Annotated in this window: 22 protein-coding genes and 2 other annotated features; of the genes, 20 read left to right on the plus strand and 2 right to left on the minus strand. The window is 49.5% G+C overall.

Annotated elements, in window-relative coordinates; all coding sequences use genetic code 11:
- The first annotated feature begins 90 nt into the window (after positions 1-90).
- The 10 genes from nusB to spo0A all read left to right on the plus strand — a co-directional run bounded on the left by nusB (position 91) and on the right by spo0A (position 9,673).
- A complete protein-coding gene (nusB, locus tag KNQ09_RS01270; RefSeq protein WP_023467580.1) occupies positions 91-495 on the plus strand; it encodes a transcription antitermination factor NusB in 405 nt (134 codons plus the stop codon).
- Positions 496-564: 69 nt separating this feature from the next.
- Positions 565-1,398, plus strand: coding sequence for a bifunctional methylenetetrahydrofolate dehydrogenase/methenyltetrahydrofolate cyclohydrolase FolD (folD, locus tag KNQ09_RS01275; protein WP_082627410.1), 834 nt, complete (start codon positions 565-567; stop codon positions 1,396-1,398).
- Positions 1,395-2,717, plus strand: coding sequence for an exodeoxyribonuclease VII large subunit (gene xseA, locus KNQ09_RS01280; RefSeq protein ID WP_214857099.1), 1,323 nt, complete (start codon positions 1,395-1,397; stop codon positions 2,715-2,717). The genes folD and xseA overlap by 4 nt, the downstream gene beginning before the upstream one ends.
- 2 nt (positions 2,718-2,719) lie before the next feature.
- Positions 2,720-2,941, plus strand: coding sequence for an exodeoxyribonuclease VII small subunit (gene xseB / locus KNQ09_RS01285; protein WP_023467583.1), 222 nt, complete (start codon positions 2,720-2,722; stop codon positions 2,939-2,941).
- On the plus strand, positions 2,938-3,807 hold the full coding sequence (locus KNQ09_RS01290; RefSeq protein WP_064300285.1) for a polyprenyl synthetase family protein: 870 nt from the start codon (positions 2,938-2,940) through the stop codon (positions 3,805-3,807). The genes xseB and KNQ09_RS01290 overlap by 4 nt, the downstream gene beginning before the upstream one ends.
- Positions 3,808-3,924: 117 nt before the next feature.
- Entirely contained in the window at positions 3,925-5,811 is a 1,887-nt protein-coding gene (gene dxs, locus KNQ09_RS01295; protein WP_023467585.1) for a 1-deoxy-D-xylulose-5-phosphate synthase, read from the plus strand.
- Between the two features lie 6 nt (positions 5,812-5,817).
- Entirely contained in the window at positions 5,818-6,624 is an 807-nt protein-coding gene (locus KNQ09_RS01300) for a TlyA family RNA methyltransferase (protein ID WP_214857101.1), read from the plus strand.
- A 154-nt stretch (positions 6,625-6,778) separates the two neighbouring features.
- Complete coding sequence (ahrC, locus tag KNQ09_RS01305) at positions 6,779-7,228, plus strand: transcriptional regulator AhrC/ArgR (protein WP_023467586.1); 450 nt, start codon at positions 6,779-6,781, stop codon at positions 7,226-7,228.
- A gap of 12 nt (positions 7,229-7,240) precedes the next feature.
- Positions 7,241-8,947 (plus strand): DNA repair protein RecN, encoded by a 1,707-nt coding sequence (gene recN / locus KNQ09_RS01310; RefSeq protein WP_064300282.1) that lies wholly within the window; start codon positions 7,241-7,243, stop codon positions 8,945-8,947.
- A gap of 3 nt (positions 8,948-8,950) precedes the next feature.
- The gene (gene spo0A / locus KNQ09_RS01315; RefSeq protein WP_035398295.1) at positions 8,951-9,673 is read left to right on the plus strand and encodes a sporulation transcription factor Spo0A; all 723 of its coding nucleotides are present in this window, start codon (positions 8,951-8,953) and stop codon (positions 9,671-9,673) included.
- 36 nt (positions 9,674-9,709) lie between these two features.
- Here the strand turns inward: spo0A and KNQ09_RS01320 are convergent, their stop codons facing one another.
- Positions 9,710-10,288 carry a dihydrofolate reductase family protein gene (locus tag KNQ09_RS01320; RefSeq protein ID WP_064300281.1) on the minus strand — a complete coding sequence of 193 codons (579 nt, stop codon included), beginning with the start codon at positions 10,286-10,288 and terminating at the stop codon, positions 9,710-9,712.
- Between the two features lie 675 nt (positions 10,289-10,963).
- A complete protein-coding gene (locus KNQ09_RS01325; protein WP_058265115.1) occupies positions 10,964-11,218 on the minus strand; it encodes a DUF2627 family protein in 255 nt (84 codons plus the stop codon).
- Positions 11,219-11,340: 122 nt separating this feature from the next.
- Between KNQ09_RS01325 and KNQ09_RS01330 the strand changes: the two genes are divergently transcribed.
- The 10 genes from KNQ09_RS01330 (at position 11,341) to KNQ09_RS01375 (ending at position 23,616) form a co-directional block, all read left to right on the plus strand.
- Positions 11,341-12,996 carry a sigma 54-interacting transcriptional regulator gene (locus tag KNQ09_RS01330; protein ID WP_058704307.1) on the plus strand — a complete coding sequence of 552 codons (1,656 nt, stop codon included), beginning with the start codon at positions 11,341-11,343 and terminating at the stop codon, positions 12,994-12,996.
- A gap of 144 nt (positions 12,997-13,140) precedes the next feature.
- On the plus strand, positions 13,141-14,061 hold the full coding sequence (gene yqiS, locus KNQ09_RS01335; protein WP_041255026.1) for a phosphate butyryltransferase: 921 nt from the start codon (positions 13,141-13,143) through the stop codon (positions 14,059-14,061).
- Between the two features lie 13 nt (positions 14,062-14,074).
- Positions 14,075-15,199 (plus strand): Leu/Phe/Val dehydrogenase, encoded by a 1,125-nt coding sequence (locus KNQ09_RS01340; RefSeq protein WP_214857103.1) that lies wholly within the window; start codon positions 14,075-14,077, stop codon positions 15,197-15,199.
- A 16-nt stretch (positions 15,200-15,215) separates the two neighbouring features.
- Positions 15,216-16,319: a butyrate kinase gene (gene buk / locus KNQ09_RS01345; RefSeq protein ID WP_214857105.1), complete on the plus strand. Its 1,104-nt coding sequence runs from the start codon at positions 15,216-15,218 to the stop codon at positions 16,317-16,319.
- Entirely contained in the window at positions 16,289-17,710 is a 1,422-nt protein-coding gene (lpdA, locus tag KNQ09_RS01350) for a dihydrolipoyl dehydrogenase (RefSeq protein WP_058713637.1), read from the plus strand. The genes buk and lpdA overlap by 31 nt, the downstream gene beginning before the upstream one ends.
- A 13-nt stretch (positions 17,711-17,723) precedes the next feature.
- On the plus strand, positions 17,724-18,737 hold the full coding sequence (locus tag KNQ09_RS01355) for a thiamine pyrophosphate-dependent dehydrogenase E1 component subunit alpha (protein WP_023467595.1): 1,014 nt from the start codon (positions 17,724-17,726) through the stop codon (positions 18,735-18,737).
- On the plus strand, positions 18,734-19,717 hold the full coding sequence (locus KNQ09_RS01360; protein WP_023467596.1) for an alpha-ketoacid dehydrogenase subunit beta: 984 nt from the start codon (positions 18,734-18,736) through the stop codon (positions 19,715-19,717). Before KNQ09_RS01355 ends, KNQ09_RS01360 begins: the two co-directional genes overlap by 4 nt.
- A 14-nt stretch (positions 19,718-19,731) precedes the next feature.
- Positions 19,732-21,000: a dihydrolipoamide acetyltransferase family protein gene (locus tag KNQ09_RS01365; RefSeq protein WP_214857107.1), complete on the plus strand. Its 1,269-nt coding sequence runs from the start codon at positions 19,732-19,734 to the stop codon at positions 20,998-21,000.
- A 56-nt stretch (positions 21,001-21,056) separates the two neighbouring features.
- Positions 21,057-21,308 (plus strand) — a binding site (T-box leader).
- A gap of 48 nt (positions 21,309-21,356) precedes the next feature.
- Positions 21,357-21,606: a binding site (T-box leader), on the plus strand.
- Positions 21,607-21,658: 52 nt separating this feature from the next.
- Entirely contained in the window at positions 21,659-23,053 is a 1,395-nt protein-coding gene (trpE, locus tag KNQ09_RS01370) for an anthranilate synthase component I (RefSeq protein WP_214857109.1), read from the plus strand.
- Positions 23,050-23,616 (plus strand): anthranilate synthase component II, encoded by a 567-nt coding sequence (locus tag KNQ09_RS01375; RefSeq protein WP_214857112.1) that lies wholly within the window; start codon positions 23,050-23,052, stop codon positions 23,614-23,616. The genes trpE and KNQ09_RS01375 overlap by 4 nt, the downstream gene beginning before the upstream one ends.
- The last annotated feature ends 1 nt before the right edge of the window (position 23,617 follow it).

Below are 23,617 nucleotides of genomic sequence, written 5' to 3' on the forward strand. Positions count from 1 at the left end.
CGTCTTTTTTTGGCGTTCTCTATGTTTTTTAAAAGAGGAATGTGCTAAACTAACTGATTGAGAACGACAAAAAAAGGAGCACGCAAAATCATGATGAAACGACACATGGCACGCGAACTCGCAGTCCAATCTTTGTTCCAAATGGAGCTTTCGGATCTGACTGCACAAGAGGCCATTGAATTCGCGGTAGAAGGTAAGGAATATGACACATTCGTCGAGCAATTGGTGAACGGTGTCGAAACGAACAAAGCAACGATTGACCAACACATCCGAGAAGCACTGGTCAACTGGTCATTCGAACGACTCGGAAACATCGAGCGGACGATTCTTCGCTTAGCCGTCTACGAATTGTTATTCGAAACGAACATTCCAGTTCGAGTGACGATCAACGAAGCGATTGAATTGACGAAGGCGTTTGCTGACGAAGAAGCGACAAAAATCGTGAACGGTGTTCTCGGTAAGGTCGCACAAGGCGTCGTCAAAGAAAATTCATAAACTTGTAAAACCGAATAGAGACAAACAGACAGAAGAGTGAATCGAACTTTTTGGGGGAGTGGACAAATCATGGCAGTAGTAATCGATGGAAAACAGGTAGCCCATTCATATCGTATGAAGCTGAAAGAAGAAGTCGCACGTCTGAAAGAACAGCGGATTCAACCGCAATTGACTGTCATCCTGATTGGCGAAGATCCTGCTAGTCAGTCCTATGTACGTGGTAAAGAAAAGGCGGCGAAGGAAATCGGCATGGATTCGGAGTTGATCCGACTTCCGGCAGAAACAACGGAATCAGAGCTTCTTCACTTGATCGACCGTCTGAACGTTGATGCGAGTGTCCATGGGATTCTCGTCCAATTGCCGTTGCCTGACCACATTGATGAGAGTAAGGTCATTTTTGCGATTTCTCCTGAAAAGGACGTCGATGGTTTTCATCCTGTCTCTGTCGGGAAAATGATGATTGGTGAACCGACATTTTTACCGTGTACACCAAACGGCATTCTTCATCTCGTCAAAGAGATGAACGTACCGATTGCTGGTCAACACGTCGTTGTCGTCGGTCGTAGCCAAATCGTCGGTAAACCCGTCGGTATGTTGTTCTTGAATGAATCGGCTACCGTTTCCTATTGTCATTCCAAGACAAAAGATCTCGGTGCGATGACGCGTCAAGCGGATATCTTGATCGTCGCAGTCGGCGTACCGAAGCTGATTACGGCGGATATGGTGAAACCGGATGCTGTCGTCATTGACGTTGGTGTCAACCGTGTCGATGGCAAACTCGTCGGTGATGTCGAGTTTGATACGGTACAAGACGTTGCATCGATGATTACACCTGTTCCGGGTGGCGTTGGTCCGATGACGATCACGATGCTACTGCATAACACGATCGAGGCTGCGCGATGAGCGAACCTCTTCACGTTTCCGATTTAGTCCACTATGTCAAACGTGAACTAGAAGGCGACGCCCTTCTGCAACAAGTCCAGGTGGTGGGAGAAGTGTCGAACTTTAAACGACACTCTTCCGGTCACCTTTATTTTACGTTGAAGGACGAGCAGTCACGGATGAAAGCCGTCATGTTTGCCCGGGATGCGAGTCGAGTCAAAGCAGACGTTCGCGATGGGATGCGAGTCGTCGTCACCGCGCGCTTATCCGTTTACGTCTCTTCTGGGGAGATGCAACTCTATGTCGAACGGATGACGGAAGACGGTGTAGGAGCGTTATATGAGGCGTTCTCACGCTTGAAGGTGGATCTTGAAGAGCGTGGTTGGTTTGTTCCAGCAATCAAACAATCGTTGCCAGCTTTTCCAGAGCGCATCGGAATCATCACGTCGCCAAAAGGAGCAGCGCTTCATGATATCGCAACGACACTCCGGCGCCGTTATCCGCAAGCGGCCATCGTCTTCGCTCCGGTCCTTGTACAGGGAGCGGACGCGGCACCACAAATCAGTCGTGCCATTCAGCTGATGAATGAGCATGATGCCTGTGATGTGTTGATCATTGGTCGTGGTGGTGGTTCGATCGAGGAGCTGTGGGCATTCAATGAGATGTCTGTCGTGACAGCCGTGTTTGAATCACGCATTCCGATCGTCTCTGCCGTCGGGCACGAAACGGATTTTACGATCAGTGATTTCGTCGCCGACGTTCGTGCGGCTACACCAACGGCAGCGGCAGAACTCGTCACTCCGGAAGCAGAGGCACTATCTCGACGGGTGCAGGATGTGAAGCGTCGTTTAGAACGAACGTATGCACAACTCCTCAAAAGTAAACAAGAGCAAGTGACACGGCTTGCCGCGAGCTACGGTCTGAAATCACCACGCGTCCTACTCGGACTGAAGCAGGAACAATTGGACCGAGCAGAGATGGCACTACAAAAGGAGATCAAGCAAGTAGTAGCGCAACACCAGCAACAGGTGGAGCGTCTTGACACACGCTTAATGCGTGTGCCGATGCGGGACCGCTTCGTGCAACAACGGGCGACGATTGAACAATCACGACGTCGACTCGAAATCGTTCGTCGACTTTTACAATCGAAGCAACAACAGGTGCGTCATGTGCTCGCGCGACTCGACTCCGTCAGTCCGACGCATGTTCTGATGCGCGGCTATACGTATGTCGAACAGGATGGACAAATCGTCCGTTCCGCGAAGGCATTGACAGCGTCTTCGTTCGATATCCGATTCCATGATGGAACGATTCGTGCTAAACGAGAGGATGGGGAGTAAGAATGGAGACGGAACAATCTTTTGAAGAAGCACTGGAACGATTAGAAGAAATCGTCACGTTACTCGAAGAGGGCGAAGCTCCTCTTGAACAAGCGATGGCTCTATATGAAGAAGGCGTCAAACTGACGGCTCTTTGCCAAGGAAAGTTATCCGTTGCTGAGAAAAAACTCGATCAAATCCTGGAGCAAGATGGTACGCTTCGGGAAAAAGGAGGAGCGCAATGATTGCTTTGAATGAGTGGAAGACACAAGTCGAAAACAAAATGGAAGAGTTCATGGAGCGACTCGACGCACCGGATCGTTTACGCGATTCGATGCGGTATTCACTCGATGCGGGTGGGAAACGAATTCGCCCAGCCTTGATTTATGCGGTACTCGATGCTTTTTCCATCGATCGTTCAAAAGGTGACGCGACTGCTGCGGCACTTGAGATGATTCATACATACTCACTGATTCACGATGATCTTCCCGCAATGGACGATGATGATTTGCGTCGAGGGCGTCCGACGAATCATATCGCTTTTGATGAAGCGACAGCGATTTTAGCAGGAGATGCCTTGCTCACGAACGCCTTCAGCTGTCTTCTTGAGACACCAGCTTCGTCAGAAGTGAAGCTTGCACTTGTCGAACGGTTAGCAGCAGCGGCTGGTGCTACGGGTATGGTCGGTGGTCAGCTCGACGATATGCTCGGTGAGCGTGGCGGCATCAATGACGTAGCGGAGCTTGAGTCGATTCACCGTCGGAAAACAGGAGCACTCCTCGTCTTTGCAGTCGAAGCGGGTGGTTTGCTTGCCTCGGTCAGCTCGACGGATCTTGAGCACTTGAAGCAATACGGTCGCCATCTCGGAATCGCATTCCAAATCCAAGATGACATCTTGGACGTGACGGGAGATGCTGAAAAAATCGGCAAACCGGTTGGTAGCGACGAAGGGAACGAAAAAGCAACGTATCCAAAATTACTGGGTCTTGAAGGAGCGAAACGCGCACTGACAGCTCAGGTGGAAGCAGCGGAACAAGCGATTGATGCATTATCAGTCGAAGCGACGACACTTAAGGAACTGCTCGACTTCGTGGTCAAGCGCGACCATTAAGCAGGACGACGCATCTGCGTCGTCTTTTTCTATGCTGACAATGGCGCTCGATAGATTGTTCTAGTACAATGTAGGGTACAAACCCTATAAGATTGTAAGGAAAAGAGGCGGTAAGGTATGAAATTGACAGAAATACAGGATCCGTCATTTTTAAAGCGTATGTCGGTCTCCGAACTCGAAGTACTCGCAGGCGATATTCGACGCTTTTTGATTGAAGAATTAGCGACGACAGGTGGACACTTGGCACCGAACCTCGGTGTCGTCGAGTTGACGCTTGCGTTGCATCGTGAATTCGACAGTCCGAATGACAAGTTCGTCTGGGATGTCGGGCACCAAGCATACGTGCATAAGATTTTGACAGGACGAGCGAGCCAGTTTGATACGCTCCGTCAGCACAAAGGACTCTGTGGGTTCCCGAAACGCAATGAGAGTGTGCATGACGTCTGGGAGACAGGTCACAGCTCGACGTCCTTGTCAGCAGCAATGGGGATTGCTGTTTCGAACGAACTGAGCGGTAAGAGTGATCGTGCAGTCGCGATCATTGGTGACGGTGCTTTGACAGGTGGTATGGCACTCGAAGCATTGAATCATATTGGAGCAGAACAACAAAACGTCATCGTCATCTTAAACGATAACGAGATGTCGATTGCACCAAACGTTGGGGCGATGCATCAAATGCTTGGACGAATTCGTTCATCACGTAAAGTGCGTTTTGCCCAAGACGAGCTTGAAACGTTGATCAAAAAGATTCCGGTCATTGGCGGACGCCTTGAAAAAGGAAGCGAGAAGTTGAAGGAAGCCGTTAAAGGCGCACTTGTTCCTGGCATGTTCTTTGAAGAGCTCGGCTTCAACTATTATGGTCCAGTCGATGGGCACGATCTTGATGATTTAATCGAACAGCTCAATTACGTGAAAAAAGAAGAAGGTCCTGTCCTGCTTCATGTCATCACGAAAAAAGGGAAAGGCTATCGTCCGGCAGAGTTCGATGGCGTCGGCACGTGGCATGGTCTTGGACCGTACAAGATGGAGTCTGGCGAAGTCATCAAAGGGAAATCAAAAGCACCTAGTTACTCCTTTACGGTAGCGGATACTTTAACAAAGATGGCACGCGATGATGAAAAGCTGACGTTGATCACGCCAGCGATGAGCGTCGGTTCAAAACTCGATTGTTTTGAAAAAGAATTCCCAGAGCGGATGTTTGACGTCGGGATTGCAGAACAACATGCTGTGACATTTGCAGCTGGTCAGGCGACGCAAGGCATGAAACCTGTCGTATCGATCTACTCGACCTTCTTCCAACGTGCATACGATCAGCTTGTTCACGACGTGGCGCGTCAAAATCTAGATGTGACGTTTACGATTGACCGATCAGGTCTCGTTGGCGCAGATGGTGAAACACACCAAGGCGTCTTCGATATTGCCTTCATGCGTCACGTACCGAACATCCGGATCGTCATGGCGAAGGATGAGAACGAACTGCAACACTTGCTCTATTCGGCCGTCAAATATGAAGGGCCAATCGCCGTTCGTTTCCCACGTGGAGAAGGTATCGGTGTACCAATGGACGAGACACTGCATGAAATTTCGCTTGATACATGGGAAGTCGAACGTGAAGGAACGGACGTCGCGATCCTTGCGTTTGGACCACAAGTACAAGATGCGCTCAAAATCGCGGATCTCCTAGCAGACGAACTATCGGTTCGTGTCATCAATGCTCGGACGATCAAACCGCTTGATGAGAAGATGCTGAATGCCCTTTACGCAGAAGGCATTCCACTCGTGACGCTCGAAGAAGCCGTCTTAAAAGGTGGATTCGGATCAGCTGTCCTTGAGCATGCGAACGAGCAGGAAGCATTCCCGCGCGTCAAACGCTTTGGTATTCCGGATTGGTATATCGAGCATGGCGGTGTGAACGAATTACTGGAAGAAATCGGATTATTACCTGGACAAATCGCAGAAGAAGTACGCGCTTTCGTCAATCAAGGAAAGAAACAGAGTGTGTGACGATTCATGGAAAATGTAAAAAAAATCCGCCTCGACGTTCTTCTCGTCGAGCGCGGTTTGTTTGAAACGCGTGAAAAAGCAAAGCGATCGATCATGGCTGGACTGGTCTTTAGTGGTACGGAACGATTAGAGAAGGCCGGTGAGAAGGTCAAGTCGGACATCGATCTGCACGTCAAAGGTCAGTTGATGCCTTATGTCGGTCGTGGAGGCTTCAAGATGGAAAAGGCACTTCAAGTATTCGATTTCGATGTCACGGGTAAAACAGGTCTCGATATTGGATCGTCAACGGGTGGCTTTACCGACTGCTCCTTACAAAATGGAGCAGCACATATGTATGCGCTGGATGTCGGTTCCAATCAGCTGGACTGGAAGCTTCGCTCGGATGACCGTGTGACGGTGATGGAGAAAACGAACTTCCGGCATGCGACACCAGACATGTTCCCTGTTGCGCCGCAGTTTGCGACGATCGATGTGTCATTTATCTCGTTACGGTTGATGCTTCCACCGCTGAAGACGATCCTCGTCGAAGGAGGAGATGTCATGGCGCTCGTCAAGCCGCAATTCGAAGCGGGGCGTGATGACATTGGTAAAAAAGGCATCGTGCGTGATGAACGGATTCATGTCCGTGTCCTCGATGAGATGGTCGAATTCTTCATTCAACAAGGATTCTATGTGAAACAGCTCGACTATTCGCCGATTACTGGTGGAGAGGGGAACATCGAGTTCTTATTGCATGCGCGCCTTGGTCAACCAGGACTTGATGCATCCGTCCATGCGACGGAGACAGTCAAGCAAGCACATGCTAGTCTTTAAACGAACAGATGAAAACGAGGGCGGATCCGGTTCATGGGTCCGTCCTCATTGTTGTTCGGAGCGACGAAAACCGTATAATAAAATGGCAAACGTGGACTTTTAATGATTTATTGGATTACAATAGTAACATCGAAGAATACTGTGAGGTGCAGGAATGACAAAGGGGCAACGGTTGATTAAGATTCGGGAGATCATCACCCAGTCGGAAGTAGAAACCCAAGATGAATTGGTAGAGGAATTACGGAATGCAGGATATAAGGTGACACAGGCAACGGTATCACGAGATATCAAGGAACTTCATCTCGTTAAGGTTCCGTTGAATGATGGACGTTATAAATACAGCTTACCCGCCGACCAACGCTTCAACCCACTCGGGAAATTGCGGCGTCTGCTCGGGGACAGCTTCATCTCGATTGATTCTGCTCAAAATCTGATTGTCATGCATGTCCTGCCGGGAAATGCGAACGCAGTCGCCGTCTTACTGGACCATTTGAGCTGGAACGAACTGCTTGGCACGGTGTGTGGGGACGATACGATCCTATTGATCGCACGAAGTGAGGAACAAGCGAAAGAAGTGACCGAACGAATTTTAGAAATGCTGTAAGGAGTTGACAGGATGCTAGCTGAATTATCGATCAAACAATTTGCGATCATTGACGAGCTACAGATCGACTTTAAAAAAGGAATGACCGTCTTGACTGGGGAAACAGGTGCCGGTAAATCGATCGTTCTCGACGCGATCGGTTTATTGATTGGTGGACGTGGATCCGCGGAATTCGTTCGATACGGGGAAGATCGGGCGGAACTAGAAGGATTGTTTCTGATTGAAGACGACCATCTCGTCTATGATCTCGCAGAAGAGTATGGTATCGATATCGAAGATGGATTGATCATCTTACGACGTGATCTGTTCGCGACCGGGAAAAGTGTCTGTCGCGTCAACAATAAGCTGGTCACACTGACGATCTTACGGGAGTTCGGGCGTGTCCTCGTCGACATGCACGGGCAACATGAACATCAGCATTTAATGGACAGTACGTATCATCAAGCGATTCTCGATGACTTCGCGCAAGAGACGATTGCACCGCTCCTTCAAGCCTATCAATCCGGTTATCAAGCGTATGAAGAAAAACGGATGGCGCTGCAATCGCTCGCGCAAAGTGAGCAAGAACTCGCTCAACGGATTGATCTACTATCGTTCCAGACGGAAGAGATTGAAGGCGCAAAACTTCGAGCACATGAGGAAGACGAGTTGCTCGTCGAACGAAATCGTCTCGCGAATTTCGAGAAGCTATATGCGTCGTTAAAGACAGCGTACGATGCTTTGCATGATGAGATGCGCGGCATCGACTCTGTCGGAGACGCGATGCGTGAATTACAACAAGCATCAAGCATCGACGAACAGTTTTCGCAGCAGAGTGACGCGATCGCAAGCGCTTTTTATGGACTCGAAGAAGTCGGGTATGCGATTCGAGATCAACTCGAAACACTTGAGTTTGATTCCAATCGACTCGATGAGATTGAACAACGTTTATCCGTCTTTCAACAACTGAAACGAAAATACGGGGCGACGATCGAGGAAGTCATCGCGTATGGGGAGAAGATTCGAGTTGAACTCGATACGATGACGAATCGAGATGAACGGATTGAACGCTTAAAAGCCGAAGTCGAACAGCTCGAAGGCGAATTGTTTGAGATAGGTGGGCGTCTCTCGCAACAGCGTCGAAAAGCGGCCGTTCAATTAAGCGAAGCGATTCATCTGGAGTTGCGTGAGCTCTACATGGAAAAAGCACGGTTTGAAATTCGTTTTCTTCAAGACGGGAAGACACCGATGCTACGCAAGAACGGAATCGACCAAGTGGAGTTCTTCATCATGACGAATGCGGGAGAGCCATTCAAGTCGCTCGGAAAAGTTGCATCGGGCGGGGAGTTATCTCGTATCATGCTCGGATTGAAGTCAATCTTCTCGCGCTCGGTCGGAGTTGCTTCAATCATTTTCGATGAAGTCGATACAGGAGTATCGGGTCGTGTCGCACAAGCGATGGCTGAAAAAATCTATCGTTTATCGGTAGACGGACAAGTGCTTTGTATTACGCACTTACCGCAAGTCGCTTCGATGGCCGATCAACATCTCTATATTCGGAAAATCGAGGAGACGGATCGTACGACGACACAGGTCAACGTCTTGTCTCAGTCAGATCGAGGAAACGAACTAGGACGGATGATTTCCGGTGCACATATGACGGATTTGACGTTACGCCATGCCGAGGAATTGATGGATCAGGCGAAGACGATGAAAGAATCGCTTAAAAATGGGGTGTAAGGATTGATTAAAGTCGGGATAGCAGATGATAATCGCGAAATGGTCGAACTGATTCGCCAGCATATCTCTGCGCAAGAAGACATGGAAGTCGTTTGCGTCGCCTACAATGGCGAGAGTTGTCTCGAACGTATGAAAGAACACGAAGTGGATGTATTGCTCCTCGACATCATCATGCCTCATTTAGATGGGCTTGGTGTTCTCGAAGAATTGATGAAGAAAAAGAAGAACCCTGCTGTCATCATGTTGAGTGCCTTCGGTAAAGACGAGGTCTCGCAACAGGCGGTCACCCTCGGAGCATCGTACTTCTTACTTAAACCGTTCAGCATGGATCAGCTCGTTCAAAAAATTCGTCTCGTGACGAATCAAGGACAAGCACCGATCGTCGAAACGATTGATTTAAAAGTCGGTACGACACTTCGAGAAGTGGGGATTGCTCCGCATATTAAAGGCTTCACGTATTTGAAGGACGCTGTCTTAATGGTGCTTGAACGGGAAGATTTACTCGGATTGATCACAAAGGAACTCTATCCGACGATCGCGAAGAAACACCAAACGACGGCTTCTCGTGTCGAACGAGCGATGCGTCACGCCATCAAGTCCGCCTGGAACGAAGGGATGCAACAGCACGAGCTCTTCAATGGCCGAATCGAACAAGAGAAAAGTCCGAAGAACTCGGAATTCATCTCGTATGTTTCGAGTCATATGAATCAAGAACAATCTGGTTAAAGGAAACACACCGTCTGAATGATAGACGGTGTGTTTTTAGTTCCTATCCCGTTCATAGCAAGCGATCAATACGCCGTTATCAAACGTGTGTCGTTTCGTGACATTCCAAGTGATGGGCGTCATTCCGTTGTCGGGAAATAGACGTTTACCAGAACCGATGATGACGGGATAGAGGATCAATCGAAGTTCATCGATCAGATCGGCTTGATAAAGCGTATGAACGAGTTGACTACTCCCCCAGACGTGAAGTGGTGGTCCGTCCTGTTGTTTCAAGCGTGTTAGTTCAGAAGTTGGTTGATTCAAATAAATCGTCGGCTGCCAAAGAATAGGTGGTGTATGACGCGTAGCAACATACTTCATGGCATGATCAGCAACTGGCCAGATATCTGGGTGGAGTGGCCAGTAACTCGACCATTGCTCGTATGTTTTGCGACCGAGTAACAGGGAGCAATCCTCTTGCATCCATTCACGGATGACCTGACCAATCTCAGGATGTTGAAATGGAGCAGTCCATCCCCCTTGTTCGAAGTCGTTGCTCACATCCTCATTCTTTCCGCTCGGTGCTTGAATGACACCGTCTAACGATAGATGTTCGAATACGATGATTTTTCGCATGAAAGGTCTCCTTTCGATTACGATCTGCTTATAGCATACCGTAAAGCTAAAAATATATAAAAACGCTTGCAAATAAATATTGCATAAACTGAAATGTTTGTTATAATAAAGGTACCAAATGATTTGGCAAGACGTCAGATGAACGTCGAGTCGACAAGGACTCCGGAAATCCTGTTGACGAACATCATCTCAGAACGCCAACTGTAAATGGCTCAAGAATGCCGGACGACATTCTCTTGGTAGAAGTCGTACCAAGGTATCTTGTTCATTCTAGATGAGAAATCTCGAATGAATGGGAGCTTCCATGATTTCGAAGCTAGGGAAAAGTGGAAGGTAACGGATCGTCTAAAATGAAAAGTACAGTTCGTGAAAAGGAGTGTTGTCTAGCAGTGATTGTTAGCAACCGAATGTTTGACTGCTTCAAGCGGATGACATTACGCTCCACCTAGGTCCCGAGTACAGTCAGATGATGGAACTGAAACACCATTCTATCGTTAGCCCGATAGCCAGATCTGATTTCTTTCTACCTCTTCATTAAGAGGAACACCTAAGGTTTTGGAGTACACGAATAGTTCTAACTATGAGAGGAGTTCATCCGTAAGTGAAACCAATTTTATACGAGTAAAAGGTCCCGCGCTTGAAATGAGTTCAAGAGATGGGGACCTTTTTCTGTGTTCATTTTTTTTGATAGCGGTCGGAGACTTTTCCACGTTTTCGATCGCGATAAAAGACATATCCTGCGACAAATCCAATGCCACCCATCGCAAGAACCAAACCAACGAGACCTTGCAGTACATATACGTAAGCCGCATCGCCTAAGTATTTAAACGGCACTTGCGCAATTAGAAAAACACTATCACGCATGAGCTTAATACCAATCGCGCCGATGATGCCGGGGATTAATAATGAGAGCAAACCAATGATACGCATAGGACGCCACTCCTTTCCAAGCGTATTGTATCAAAAAATCGATCGTTCTGCGAATCGGGTTTGCTTCCCTATTTTATTCCGAGTACGATAGAAATGTAAGCAGTTTCAAAGGGGGAATTCATATGCATCATCTACTCGTCGTCGGGGCTGGTCAAGGGGGAACAGAAGTCCTGCATGCGTTTCAACGTTCACCATTATTAACGGTCATCGGTCTCGTCGATCCAAACATGGAGGCGCCTGGGGTGGCGCTTGCACGGCGTGCGGACATTCGGATCGAAACGAATTGGTCAGCTTTTGAAGGAGCTGATGTCGATTTCATCATTGACGCTACAGGAGAAACTGGCGTACTTGAGCAATTGATTCATGATTTTCCGGGAGCAGCGGTCTTACCGGGGGAATTTGTCAGAGTGTTGCTTGAGCGATTGACTGAAAAAGAGAAAATGCTCGAAGCAATCATTCATTGTACGAGCGAGGCGATTTCCGTCGCCGATCAAGACGGACAGACGATGCTGATCAATCCAGCATATACGCGTATGACTGGTTTCACGGAGCGAGACGTTGTCGGAAAACCGGCAAGTGCCGATATCGGAATGCAGGAATCCGTTCATTTGAAAGTCTTGAATACGGGCGAGAACGTGCGGGATGTTCGCATGAAGATCGGGCAAGATCAACGTGATATCATCGTCAATGCGGCACCCGTCATCGTCGATGGACAAGTCCGCGGTTCCGTTGGGGTCATTCGGGATATTTCAGAAATGAAGGCACTCGCCAAAGAATTGAAGGCAGCGCGACAAAAAATCCGGACGCTCGAAGCCAAATATACTTTTGACGATATCATCGCTGAGAGTGAAGCGATGCGCTTCGTCGTCGATCAAGCAAAGCTTGCGGCAACGATGCCCGTCAACGTCTTGATTCGCGGTGAATCCGGAACCGGCAAGGAACTGTTTGCACATGCGATCCATGCAGCGAGCGAACGTAAATATGAACAATTCGTCCGCGTCAACTGTGCGGCAATCGCACCGACGTTACTCGAAAGTGAACTATTCGGCTACGAGGAAGGCGCGTTCTCAGGAGCGCGACGTGGTGGGAAGCGGGGATATTTCGAAGAAGCACATGGAGGTTCGCTATTCTTAGATGAGATTGGCGAACTACCACTCGACGTCCAGGCCAAACTATTACGGGTGTTACAGGAAAATGAAGTCGTTCGCGTCGGTGGGACGAAGGCGATTCCAGTCGATGTCCGGATTATCGCGGCGACGAATGCGAATCTAGAGCAAAAGATCATCATGAATGAGTTCCGAGAAGATCTCTACTACCGGATCAATCGTTTACCGATTCACATACCGGCACTACGTGAGCGACCGGATGATATCGCACCATTGACCTTACACTTACTCCGTAAATTGAATCAAAGTTATGGACGATCGGTCGGACGGATCTCAGATGATGTACTCGAAGCAATGAAGAAGCAACCGTGGAAAGGAAATGTCCGCGAGCTTGAAAATGTCATCGGTCGCGCGTTGATTTTTACGGATAAAACAGAAACCGTCTTGCGAAAAGGTCATCTTCAGCTTGTCGTGCCACAAACAACGAAAGTCACGACGAGACAGAAAAAGGAAATCAAGCATCTATCGGACGAGATGTCACACGTCGAAGAACGGTTGATTCGGGAAGCGCTTACTGCCTTTAATGGCAACAAAACAGAAGCGGCGAAACAACTCGGAATTTCTCTTCGGGCACTTTATTACAAAGTGGAACGATTTAACATCTACTCGTGAAGCGCAAATTTTTGCGTGCAATATATTGCAAAAAATGCAAAAGCATGCAAAATTAAAGACGTTCTTGCTTAACCTACCGTCTCTTTTGAATTGGCACGAAAATTGCTATTACTATTTATGTATGACAGGTGAGGGGGGAATACGGTGAGATTCAGTGAAATGGTCGAGCAGGCAGCTCGACTCGAAGATTCCGTCGTTGCGATTGCAGCTGCGGATGACGAAGAAGTGATGGATGCTGTCGCATTAGCAATTGAGAACGATTTAGCGCGTTTTCATTTGTTCGGGGATGCGACACGGATTCAGCAGATGATTCAAAAGCGAGCATTACGAGAGTCACAGTTCGTGATCACTCATACTTCTACATCGCAAGAAGCGGCAGAACGTGCTGCTCATGCCGTTCGCAAGGGGGATGCGAGCGTCTTGATGAAAGGTCTTGTTCCGACAGCTACGTTCATGAAAGCTGTCTTGAACAAAGAAACGGGTTTGCGTTCAGGGAATGTCTTGTCGCATGTCGCCTTGTTCGAAGTACCGGGGCGTGAATCAGCGATCGGATTAACCGATGCAGCGATTCACATCCAACCGACACTCGAAGACAAAGTGAAGATCATCGAAAACGGTGTCTCCGCCTTACGAGCGCTTGGATACGGCTTACCGAAAGTCGCAGTCTTAGCAGCTGTCGAAGTCGTCAATCCGACGATGCAGGCGACGATTGATGCCGCACTTTTGACACAGATGAACCGACGTGGTCAAATCAAGGATTGCCTTGTAGACGGACCACTCGCACTCGACAATGCCGTAAATCTCGTCGCTGCCCAGCAAAAAGGATTGACGGGAGATGTAGCAGGTCAGGCGGATTTACTCGTCGTTCCGCAAATCGAAGTCGGAAACGTCATCTACAAATCACTCATGTATTTCGCACATGCCTCGGTTGCGGCGATTCTCGTCGGAGCGCGGGCGCCAGTCGTTTTGACTAGCCGTGCCGATACAGCAGAAGCAAAAATGTACTCACTAGCCTTTGCGCTATTAAATGCCCAACAGACGAAAAAAGTAAAACAAACAATTTGAGGAGGAACTTAAAATGGTCGAAACAAACATAGAATCACGCTTCAGCATCTTTGAAACAATGGAGATGGAAGATTACGAACAAGTCGTTTTTTGCCACGATAAAGTATCAGGACTAAAAGCAATCATCGCGATTCATGACACGACACTCGGACCGGCACTCGGTGGACTTCGCATGTGGAACTATGCATCAGACGAAGAGGCATTGATTGATGCGCTTCGTTTATCAAAAGGGATGACATATAAGAACGCAGCCGCTGGATTAAACCTTGGTGGTGGTAAAGCGGTCATCATCGGCGATGCGAAGACACAAAAGTCAGAAGCACTCTTCCGGGCATTCGGACGTTACGTCCAGTCACTGAACGGTCGTTACATCACAGCAGAAGATGTCAATACGACAGTTGCAGACATGGATTACATCCACATGGAGACAGATTTCGTTACTGGTGTCAGCCCAGCATTCGGATCAAGTGGTAACCCATCACCGGTTACGGCATACGGTGTCTATCGTGGGATGAAAGCAGCGGCAAAAGAAGTGTACGGAACAGATTCACTTGGTGGAAAAACGATTGCGATCCAAGGTGTCGGTAACGTTGCCTTCAATCTATGCCGTCATTTACATGAAGAAGGGGCGAAACTGATCGTCACGGACATCAACCAAGAAGCACTTCAACGTGCAGAAGAAGCATTCGGTGCCTTGATCGTCGCACCAGAAGACATCTACAGTGTCGAAGCGGATATCTTTGCGCCATGTGCCCTCGGTGCGACATTAAACGACGAGACGATTCCCCAATTGAAAGTCAAGATCATCGCTGGTGCGGCAAATAACCAACTCAAAGAAGATCGTCACGGTGACATGCTTGAAGAACGCGATATTTTATACGTACCAGACTTCGTCATCAATGCCGGTGGTGTCATCAACGTTGCCGATGAACTCGACGGATACAACCGTGATCGTGCTATGAAAAAAGTTGAACTTGTCTATGATGCGGTCACGAAAGTGTTCGAAATCGCAAAACGCGATCATTTACCGACATACCGTGCGGCTGAGAAAATGGCAGAAGAGCGCATTGCTACGATGCGTAGTGCCCGCAGCCAGTTCCTGCGTCGTGATAAAAACATTCTAGGATCACGCGGCTGATCAGAGGAGGATATCCATGAGCGAACGTATTTTAACGATCAATCCCGGTTCGACGTCGACGAAGATTGGTATCTTCGAAGGGACGAATCAGGTGTTCACGAAGACGTTACGCCATCCAGCGGAGGCGGTCGGAGGACCGCTTCCAGCGCAGCTGGAGATGCGTCGTCATGTGTTACTCGAAGTGTTAGCTGAAGAACAGATTGATTTGAAAGCGCTTACTGCAATCGTAGGACGCGGTGGGTTGCTCCGACCGCTCGTCAGCGGTACGTACGCCGTTAACCGGGAAATGCGAGAAGACTTACTCAGCGGTATTTTTGGCGTCCATGCCTCGAACCTCGGTGGACTCCTCGCGGATGAGATTGCTCGGACACTCGACATCCCTTCGTTCATCGTTGATCCAGTCGTCGTTGACGAACTCGAGCCAATTGCGCGGATTACAGGCTTACCTGAACTTGAACGAAAGAGTATTTTCCATGCCTTGAATCAAAAAGCTGTCGCGAAACGATATGCGAAGGAAATCGGGCGTCCCTATGAGGAACTGCGCCTGATCATCGCACACATGGGCGGCGGGATTACGGTCGGTGCGCACCAAGAGGGGCGTGTCATCGATGTCAACAATGGGCTCGATGGAGAAGGACCGTTTTCGCCGGAACGCAGCGGATCGCTACCTGTTGGTCAACTAGTAGAACTATGTTATAGTACCAAGTATAAACTTGAAGAGATGAAGCGTCTGGTCGTTGGGTCAGGCGGACTTGTCGCGCACTTGGGAACGTTTGACGCGATTGAGATCGAGCGCCGGATTGAAGAAGGCGATGAAAAAGCGGCATTGTTATATGACGCGATGGCGTACCGGATCGCAAAAGAGATCGCTGGTCAAAGTGCCGTCTTGTTCGGTCAGATCGACGCGATCATCCTAACAGGCGGACTTGCCTATAGTGATCGATTGACGCGTGCGATCGAAGAACGCATCGCCCACCTCGGTCAAGTCGTACGTAGTCCTGGTGAAGATGAGTTGCAGGCGCTCGCAGAAGGAGTGTTGCGTGTCTTACGTGGGGAAGAAGAAGTTAAGGAATATGGAGGCGAACCAACATGGCTAGAGAATTCGACGTCGTTGTCCTAGGTGGTGGACCCGGTGGATATGTCGCCGCGATTCGTGCGGCACAAGCCGGGAAGTCGGTAGCAATCGTGGAACAAGGAAAATTAGGCGGGACATGCTTACATCGTGGCTGTATCCCATCTAAAGCCTTTTTGAAATCAGCAGCAGTCTATCAGACGGTCAAACACGCTGCTACATATGGCGTGGACGTACCGGAATCGTTTTTACGATTCGAACAGGTCAAACAACGTAAACAAGAGATCGTAGATGGATTAGAGGCAGGCATTCAGCATCTGATGAAAAAAGGAAAGATTGAAGTCTTTCATGGTCGGGGTTCGATTCTTGGACCAAGTATCTTTTCACCGATGCCGGGAACGATCAGCGTTGAGCCGGAAGAAGGCGAAGGCGAGTTGATCCTTCCGCGTCAATTGATCGTCGCGACAGGGTCGCGTCCACGTCCATTAAACGGTCTTGCTTTTGATTCAGAGTATGTCCTCAGTTCGGATGATGCACTCGATATGGCAGAGTTGCCAAAATCAATCGTCATCATCGGTGGCGGCGTCATCGGTGTCGAATGGGCATCGATGTTGACAGATTTTGACGTCGCAGTAACGGTCGTCGAATTCAGCGACCGGATTTTACCGACGGAAGATGCGGCAGTCAGTCGTGAAGTCGCCCGTCAATTGAAAAAGCGGGGCGTCAAGATTCATACCGGCGCAGCTGCACAAAGTGACACGTTCCGAATGTCAGAAGACGGTGTCTCGATCGCGATCGACCGTAACGGAGAACAAACGACGCTTGAAGCGGATAAATTGCTTGTCGCCATCGGTCGAATGGCGAACGTCGAAGGCATCGGGATTGAAAACACGAATATCGTCGTCGAAAATGGCTTCATCCAAGTCGATGACCATTTCCGGACGAAGGATCAACATATCTATGCGATCGGGGATGTCATCGGTCGCTTACAACTGGCGCACGTTGCGTCAGCAGAAGGTGTCAAAGCGGTCGAGGCGATCGTAAACGGAACGACGACACCACTTGAATATGCGTTCGTACCACGTTGTATCTACAGCGTACCGGAAGCGGCATCGGTCGGTTTAACGGAAGACGAAGCAAAACGTGCCGGAATGGACGTCAAGGTAGGGAGCTTCTCGTTCAATGGATTAGGGAAAGCGCGGATCGAAGGAGAGGCGGCAGGCTTCATCAAGCTCGTCTCGGATGCGAAGACAGATGATCTCGTCGGCGTTCACATCGTCGGACCAAAAGCAACGGAACTGATCAGTGAAGGTGGATTAGCGCTCGTACTCAATGCAACGGCATGGGAAGTCGGACAGCTCGTGCATCCGCACCCGGCCTTGTCAGAAGCATTCGGAGAAGCAGCACTTGCCGTCGACGGACTTGCGGTTCACGCCTAAGGAGGAATTACGGATGGAAAAAATAGAATTCAAAGAATTAGTAGAACTCGGATTAACGGAACAGGACGCGATTCAGATGTTCGAAACGATGGTCCGTGCGCGGAAGATCGACGAACGGATGTGGAAGTTGAACCGAGCGGGTAAAATTCCCTTCCTCGTCTCATGTCAAGGACAAGAAGCGGCTCAAGTTGGTGCAGCGTTCGCCCTTGAAAAAGGAACGGACTACATTTTGCCGTATTACCGTGATTTAGGCGTCGTCTTGCACTTCGGTCAAACGTCACGCGATATTATGCTGTCGGCATTCGCAAAGGCAGAAGATCCGAACTCAGGTGGTCGTCAAATGCCAGGACACTACGGTTCACGTGCTTTGAACATCGTCACGGGTTCAAGTCCGGTTACGACACAAGTCCCACATGCTGTCGGGATCGCACTTGCTGCGAAGATGCGTAAGGAACCACTCGTTGCTTACGTCTCGTTCGGAGAGGGCTCTTCAAACCAAGGAGACTTCCATGAAGGGGCGAACTTCGCCGGAATTCATAAGCTCCCGGTCATCTTGTTCTGTGAAAACAATAAATACGCAATCTCGACACCTCTCTCGAAACAGTTGTCGGCGAAACACGTCGCTGATCGTGCGATCGGCTACGGAATGCCTGGTTATACGGTGGACGGCATCGATCCACTCGCTGTCTATAAGGTCGTCAAGGAAGCACGCGAGCGCGGATTACGGGGAGAAGGTCCGACCTTGATTGAAGTTGAAGTCGAACGTCTCGTGCCACACTCATCGGATGATGACGATAAATCATACCGTTCTGCTGAAGAACTCGATGCCTTAAAAGCACGTGACGGTATCAAACTCTTCCGGGCGCGTCTGATCGAAATGGGCGTCCTGACGGAAGAGTCAGCGACTGAAATCGAACAAGCGATGGAAAAAGAAGTCGATGAAGCAACAGCTTATGCGGAAGCAGCAGCTTACGATGCGCCAGAAAATGCATTACGTTACGTGTACGACGAGGAGGAAACGAAATGACGACGTTAAGTTTAATCGAAGCAATCAATAGTGCAATCAAAGAAGAGATGGAACGCGACGAGTCCGTCTTCATCCTCGGCGAAGACGTCGGTGTCCGTGGTGGTGTTTTCCGGGCGACACAAGGATTGCTCGAACAATTCGGAGAAGAACGTGTCATCGATGCACCACTCGCTGAGAGTGCGATTGCCGGTGTCGGAATTGGAGCTGCGATGTACGGCATGCGTCCGATTGCTGAAATGCAATTCGCTGACTTCATCATGCCAGCGGTCAACCAAATCGTCAGTGAAGCAGCGAAGATTCGGTACCGTTCGAACAATGACTGGACGTGTCCGATCGTCATCCGCGCACCGTTCGGCGGCGGTATTCACGGGGCACTTTATCATTCTCAGTCGGTCGAAGCGATGTTCAACTCGACGCCTGGTCTGAAAATTGTCATCCCATCGAATCCATATGACGCAAAAGGATTGCTAAAGGCAGCGATTCGTTCGAATGATCCGGTCTTGTTCTTTGAGCACAAACGAGGCTATCGTCTGTTAAAAGGGGATGTTCCTGAAGGCGACTATACGGTCGAAATCGGTAAAGCAGACGTCAAGCGTGAGGGCGAAGACGTGACGATCATCACTTATGGGCTATGTGTTCATATGGCACTTGAGGCAGCAACACGCCTTGAAAAAGACGGAATCGATGTCCACATCCTTGACTTGCGGACGGTGTATCCAATCGACCGCGAAGCAGTCGTCGAAGCAGCGAAAAAGACGGGGAAAGTCTTGCTCGTCACAGAAGACAATAAAGAAGGTAGCGTCATGAGTGAAGTGTCGGCGATCATTGCAGAAGAAGCATTGTTCGATCTCGATGCACCAATCGAACGACTCTGTGGTCCAGACGTCCCAGCGATGCCATACGCTCCGACGATGGAGAAGTTCTTCAACATCTCAAGCGAGAAAATTGAAGATAAAATCCGGACGTTACACGCATACTAAGGGGGAACTGACCGATGAAGACTGAAACACTTACGATGCCACAACTCGGGGAAAGTGTTACTGAAGGAACGATTTCGATGTGGCTTGTCAAACCGGGCGATACTGTCAAAAAATATGATCCGATTGCAGAAGTCATTACCGATAAGGTAACGGCAGAAGTCCCATCTTCATTTGATGGTGTGATTGAAAAACTGCTTGCAGAAGAAGGGGATACGTTGCAAGTCGGTGACGCGATTGTCACGATGCAAGTCAGTGGTGGGTCAACGGAAGTCGCTGCGACCGAACAAGAAGTACCGGCTGTCGAAGAAACGACGTCGTCTGATACATCGATGAAAAAACGCTATTCACCAGCTGTCTTGAAACTATCGGGAGAACACGGCATTGATCTCGAACAAGTGACGGGTACTGGAGCTGGCGGACGGATTACACGGAAAGACCTCTTGAAACTGATCGAGTCTGGATCGATCCCGACACCACAAGCAACTGAACCAAAACCGGAAGCGCAAGCGGCTCCGGTAGCGCCTCCGGCAGAAGCACCACCTGCACCAAAACGTCCGGTCAGTGCACCACAACCGACGGAAACGGGCGACATCGAGATTCCGACTGCCGGTGTGCGTCAAGCGATCGCTTCGAACATGGTACGTGCGAAACACGAAGCGCCACATGCCTGGTTGATGATCGAAGTCGATGTCACGAACTTGGTCGAAGCACGTAATCGTCATAAAGATGCGTTCTTCAAACAAGAAGGGGTCAAATTGACGTTCTTGCCGTTCTTCATGAAGGCGACGGTCAAAGGATTGAAGAAACATCCGATCATGAACTCGACATGGGCGGGAGATAAGATCATTCAAAAGAAAGCGATCAACCTATCACTTGCTGTCGCGACGCAGGACGCTCTGTTCGTACCGGTCGTCAAGAATGCGGATGAACTAAGCATCAAAGGTATCGCACGCGCGATCGATGACTTCGGGAAACGCGCACAAGCAGGTACGTTGTCGTCTGCTGAGATGCAGGGCGGTACGTTTACTGTCAACAACACAGGATCGTTCGGTTCGATTCAATCGGCACCGATCCTCAACTTCCCGCAAGCGGCAATTCTATCCGTTGAATCGATCGTCAAACGTCCGGTTTGGGTGAACGGTATGTTCGCAGCACGCGACATGGTCAACCTCTGTATGTCGATCGACCACCGGGTACTCGATGGACTCGTTGCCGGACAGTTCCTGCAAACCGTCAAACAAGCGCTCGAATCGATTGATCCGAACCAACTTTCCCTATATTGAGTTTTTCCAGTTGACAGGGAAGAAGAAGCATCGTAATATAAGAATCAATTCAACACACGATAGCAAAGACGAAGAGAAGTAACTTGTGAAACGATTCAAGAGAGCTGATGGATGGTGCGAATCAGTATCGGGCAACAAGCGAATGGCCTTCTGAGCTTCAGACCGAATCCCTTCAATGGGTAGTAGGCTCTGACGGGTTCCTCCCGTTATCGGGGTCGACGAATCAGGACAACGGTCCGGTTCGTTTCAAAGGGGACGGTGTCAGCATCGTCAACGAAGGTGGTACCGCGGGTCTTCCCGTCCTTCATGTTCTACATGAATGGGCGAGAAGACCCTTTTCGTATACAATCGAATCAAACAAATCGTAGAGTGAGTTAAGTAGCGAGACAACATCGGCGTTTCAGAGAGCGGGAGAATGGTGTGACTTCCGTACGGCGAGGTTTCGTGAATGGTCTCATGAGAGCGTGGCTGAACGAAGAAGTAGGTCGCGACGGATGCCCCCGTTATCGTAGGCTATGATGTCTCTTATTAAGACGCATCAGACAAAGTGGGAACGGTCAAACCGTTCCAATCGAGAGGTGGCACCGCGAGATAATCGTCCTCCATGCAGCATACGCTGTATGGGGGACTTTTTTTATATTCCAGGAGGCGAACAAGGATGGTTCAGACAGACACACTTATCATCGAACAACTTGAACTAAACGGCGACGAGATGACGCCGATCATGATTTTCCAACAACTGAGCGGAACACAGAAATGTTTACTTGAAAGTTCTGCGCATACGGATCAAGGACGGTATTCGATCATCGGTGTCGATCCGGTGGAGATGATTCGGGCAGAGGGACGGACCGTGACACGGGAACAGTTGACGACAGGTCAATTGACGCAGGAAACGGGTGATCCAGTACGACTGATGCAACAGATGATCCTTCGGGGTGGCGTCGAAGAAGAACTTCCGTTTTTAGCGGGTGGGATCGGATATGTCGGTTACGACATGATGCGCGCCTATGAGACGCTCGGAGCGGTTCCTGAGCGAACGCGACAATTACCAGACGCGTTACTCGCCGTATACGACCAAATCATCCTGTTCGATCATCTCGAACATCGCGTTCATTTAATTCAGACGTCGCTCGGTGGCATCACCGATCGTGATGAATTACGTCAACGTCTAGCAGAACGGAAAGCGCAACTTGAGCAACCACGGGAGCGAACGGACATCGAGCGTCCACTCCGGGATGTCGTCTATGAACCGTTAATGGATCAAGAGACGTTTGAAGGACTCGTTGAACAAGCAAAGAGACATATCCGTCAAGGCGACGTCTTCCAACTGGTTCTCTCGCAACGACTTGATGCGACGTTCTCAGGTGACCCGTTCCAGTTTTACCGGAAGCTTCGTAAGGACAATCCAAGCCCTTATCTCTTCTATATCGACTTAGGCGAAGCGATCGTACTCGGGGCCTCCCCGGAAAGTTTGGTCCAAGTCAAAGGGAATCGAGTGACGACGAATCCGATTGCCGGTACACGCCGTCGGGGGAAGACGAAAGAGGAGGACGAACGACTGGCAGAGGAGTTACTTCACGATGAGAAAGAACGGGCCGAGCACCGGATGCTCGTCGATCTTGGACGCAACGACCTCGGTCGGATTTGTCAGATTGGTACCGTCGAGGTGACGCGATTCATGCAAATCGAACGATTCAAGAACGTTATGCATCTCGTCTCGGTCGTTGAAGGTACGCTAGCAGACGGAAAGACCGGCGCAGACGCACTCGTCTCTTGTCTACCGGCTGGGACGGTCACGGGAGCTCCGAAAATCCGAGCGATGCAGTTGATCGACCAGTACGAACAGGTGAAACGAGAAGTATATGCCGGGGCGGTCGGCTATTTCGATGTTCGAGGGAATATGGATTTTGCCCTCGCGATCCGGACGATGGTGATCAAAGATGGTGTCGCTTCTGTTCAAGCAGGTGCTGGCATCGTCTACGACTCGATTCCACGCCTCGAGTACCAGGAGACGTTACACAAAGCGAAATCACTACTGGAGGTTTGGAAATGATCGTCCTAATTGATAATTATGATTCCTTTACCTATAACCTATACCAATACGCATCCGTTTATACGGACGTTCACGTCATTCGAAACGATGCGGTCAGCATCGAAGAACTACGCGAGATGAAACCAGACGGCATCATCCTCTCACCCGGTCCCGGTCGCCCGGCTGACGCTGGCATCTGCATCGATCTCATTCGTCAATTATCGGGTCGAGTACCGATTCTCGGTGTCTGTCTCGGACATCAGGCAATCGGCGAAGCATTCGGAGGACGCGTCGTCGAAGCACCAGTCATCATGCACGGGAAGACATCGATGATTCGACAATCGGGACAACTCTTCGACGAAATGACGGAAACGTTAGAGGTCATGCGCTATCATTCGCTGATCGTCGCGCGAAACGATTTACCAACGGAACTCGTCATCACGGCAGAAACTGAGGACCGGACGATCATGGCACTCGAGCACAAGACAGATCCGACGTTCGGAATCCAGTTCCATCCTGAATCCGTCGGAACACCACAAGGACAGCAGATGATTAAACGATTCATTGAATTGACAAAGGAGTGAC

Source organism: Exiguobacterium sp. s191 (assembly GCF_018618955.1).
Taxonomy (GTDB): domain Bacteria; phylum Bacillota; class Bacilli; order Exiguobacteriales; family Exiguobacteriaceae; genus Exiguobacterium_A; species Exiguobacterium_A abrahamii.

What these genes read in the sequence shown, in the direction of transcription:
- nusB (WP_023467580.1), top strand. Translation starts at nt 91, where the DNA reads ATGATGAAACGACACATGGCACGCGAACTCGCAGTCCAATCTTTGTTC.
- folD (WP_082627410.1), top strand. Translation starts at nt 565, where the DNA reads ATGGCAGTAGTAATCGATGGAAAACAGGTAGCCCATTCATATCGTATG.
- xseA (WP_214857099.1), top strand. Translation starts at nt 1,395, where the DNA reads ATGAGCGAACCTCTTCACGTTTCCGATTTAGTCCACTATGTCAAACGT.
- xseB (WP_023467583.1), top strand. Translation starts at nt 2,720, where the DNA reads ATGGAGACGGAACAATCTTTTGAAGAAGCACTGGAACGATTAGAAGAA.
- KNQ09_RS01290 (WP_064300285.1), top strand. Translation starts at nt 2,938, where the DNA reads ATGATTGCTTTGAATGAGTGGAAGACACAAGTCGAAAACAAAATGGAA.
- dxs (WP_023467585.1), top strand. Translation starts at nt 3,925, where the DNA reads ATGAAATTGACAGAAATACAGGATCCGTCATTTTTAAAGCGTATGTCG.
- KNQ09_RS01300 (WP_214857101.1), top strand. Translation starts at nt 5,818, where the DNA reads ATGGAAAATGTAAAAAAAATCCGCCTCGACGTTCTTCTCGTCGAGCGC.
- ahrC (WP_023467586.1), top strand. Translation starts at nt 6,779, where the DNA reads ATGACAAAGGGGCAACGGTTGATTAAGATTCGGGAGATCATCACCCAG.
- recN (WP_064300282.1), top strand. Translation starts at nt 7,241, where the DNA reads ATGCTAGCTGAATTATCGATCAAACAATTTGCGATCATTGACGAGCTA.
- KNQ09_RS01320 (WP_064300281.1), bottom strand. Translation starts at nt 10,288, where the DNA reads ATGCGAAAAATCATCGTATTCGAACATCTATCGTTAGACGGTGTCATT.
- KNQ09_RS01325 (WP_058265115.1), bottom strand. Translation starts at nt 11,218, where the DNA reads ATGCGTATCATTGGTTTGCTCTCATTATTAATCCCCGGCATCATCGGC.
- KNQ09_RS01330 (WP_058704307.1), top strand. Translation starts at nt 11,341, where the DNA reads ATGCATCATCTACTCGTCGTCGGGGCTGGTCAAGGGGGAACAGAAGTC.
- KNQ09_RS01340 (WP_214857103.1), top strand. Translation starts at nt 14,075, where the DNA reads ATGGTCGAAACAAACATAGAATCACGCTTCAGCATCTTTGAAACAATG.
- buk (WP_214857105.1), top strand. Translation starts at nt 15,216, where the DNA reads ATGAGCGAACGTATTTTAACGATCAATCCCGGTTCGACGTCGACGAAG.
- lpdA (WP_058713637.1), top strand. Translation starts at nt 16,289, where the DNA reads ATGGCTAGAGAATTCGACGTCGTTGTCCTAGGTGGTGGACCCGGTGGA.
- KNQ09_RS01355 (WP_023467595.1), top strand. Translation starts at nt 17,724, where the DNA reads ATGGAAAAAATAGAATTCAAAGAATTAGTAGAACTCGGATTAACGGAA.
- KNQ09_RS01360 (WP_023467596.1), top strand. Translation starts at nt 18,734, where the DNA reads ATGACGACGTTAAGTTTAATCGAAGCAATCAATAGTGCAATCAAAGAA.
- KNQ09_RS01365 (WP_214857107.1), top strand. Translation starts at nt 19,732, where the DNA reads ATGAAGACTGAAACACTTACGATGCCACAACTCGGGGAAAGTGTTACT.
- trpE (WP_214857109.1), top strand. Translation starts at nt 21,659, where the DNA reads ATGGTTCAGACAGACACACTTATCATCGAACAACTTGAACTAAACGGC.
- KNQ09_RS01375 (WP_214857112.1), top strand. Translation starts at nt 23,050, where the DNA reads ATGATCGTCCTAATTGATAATTATGATTCCTTTACCTATAACCTATAC.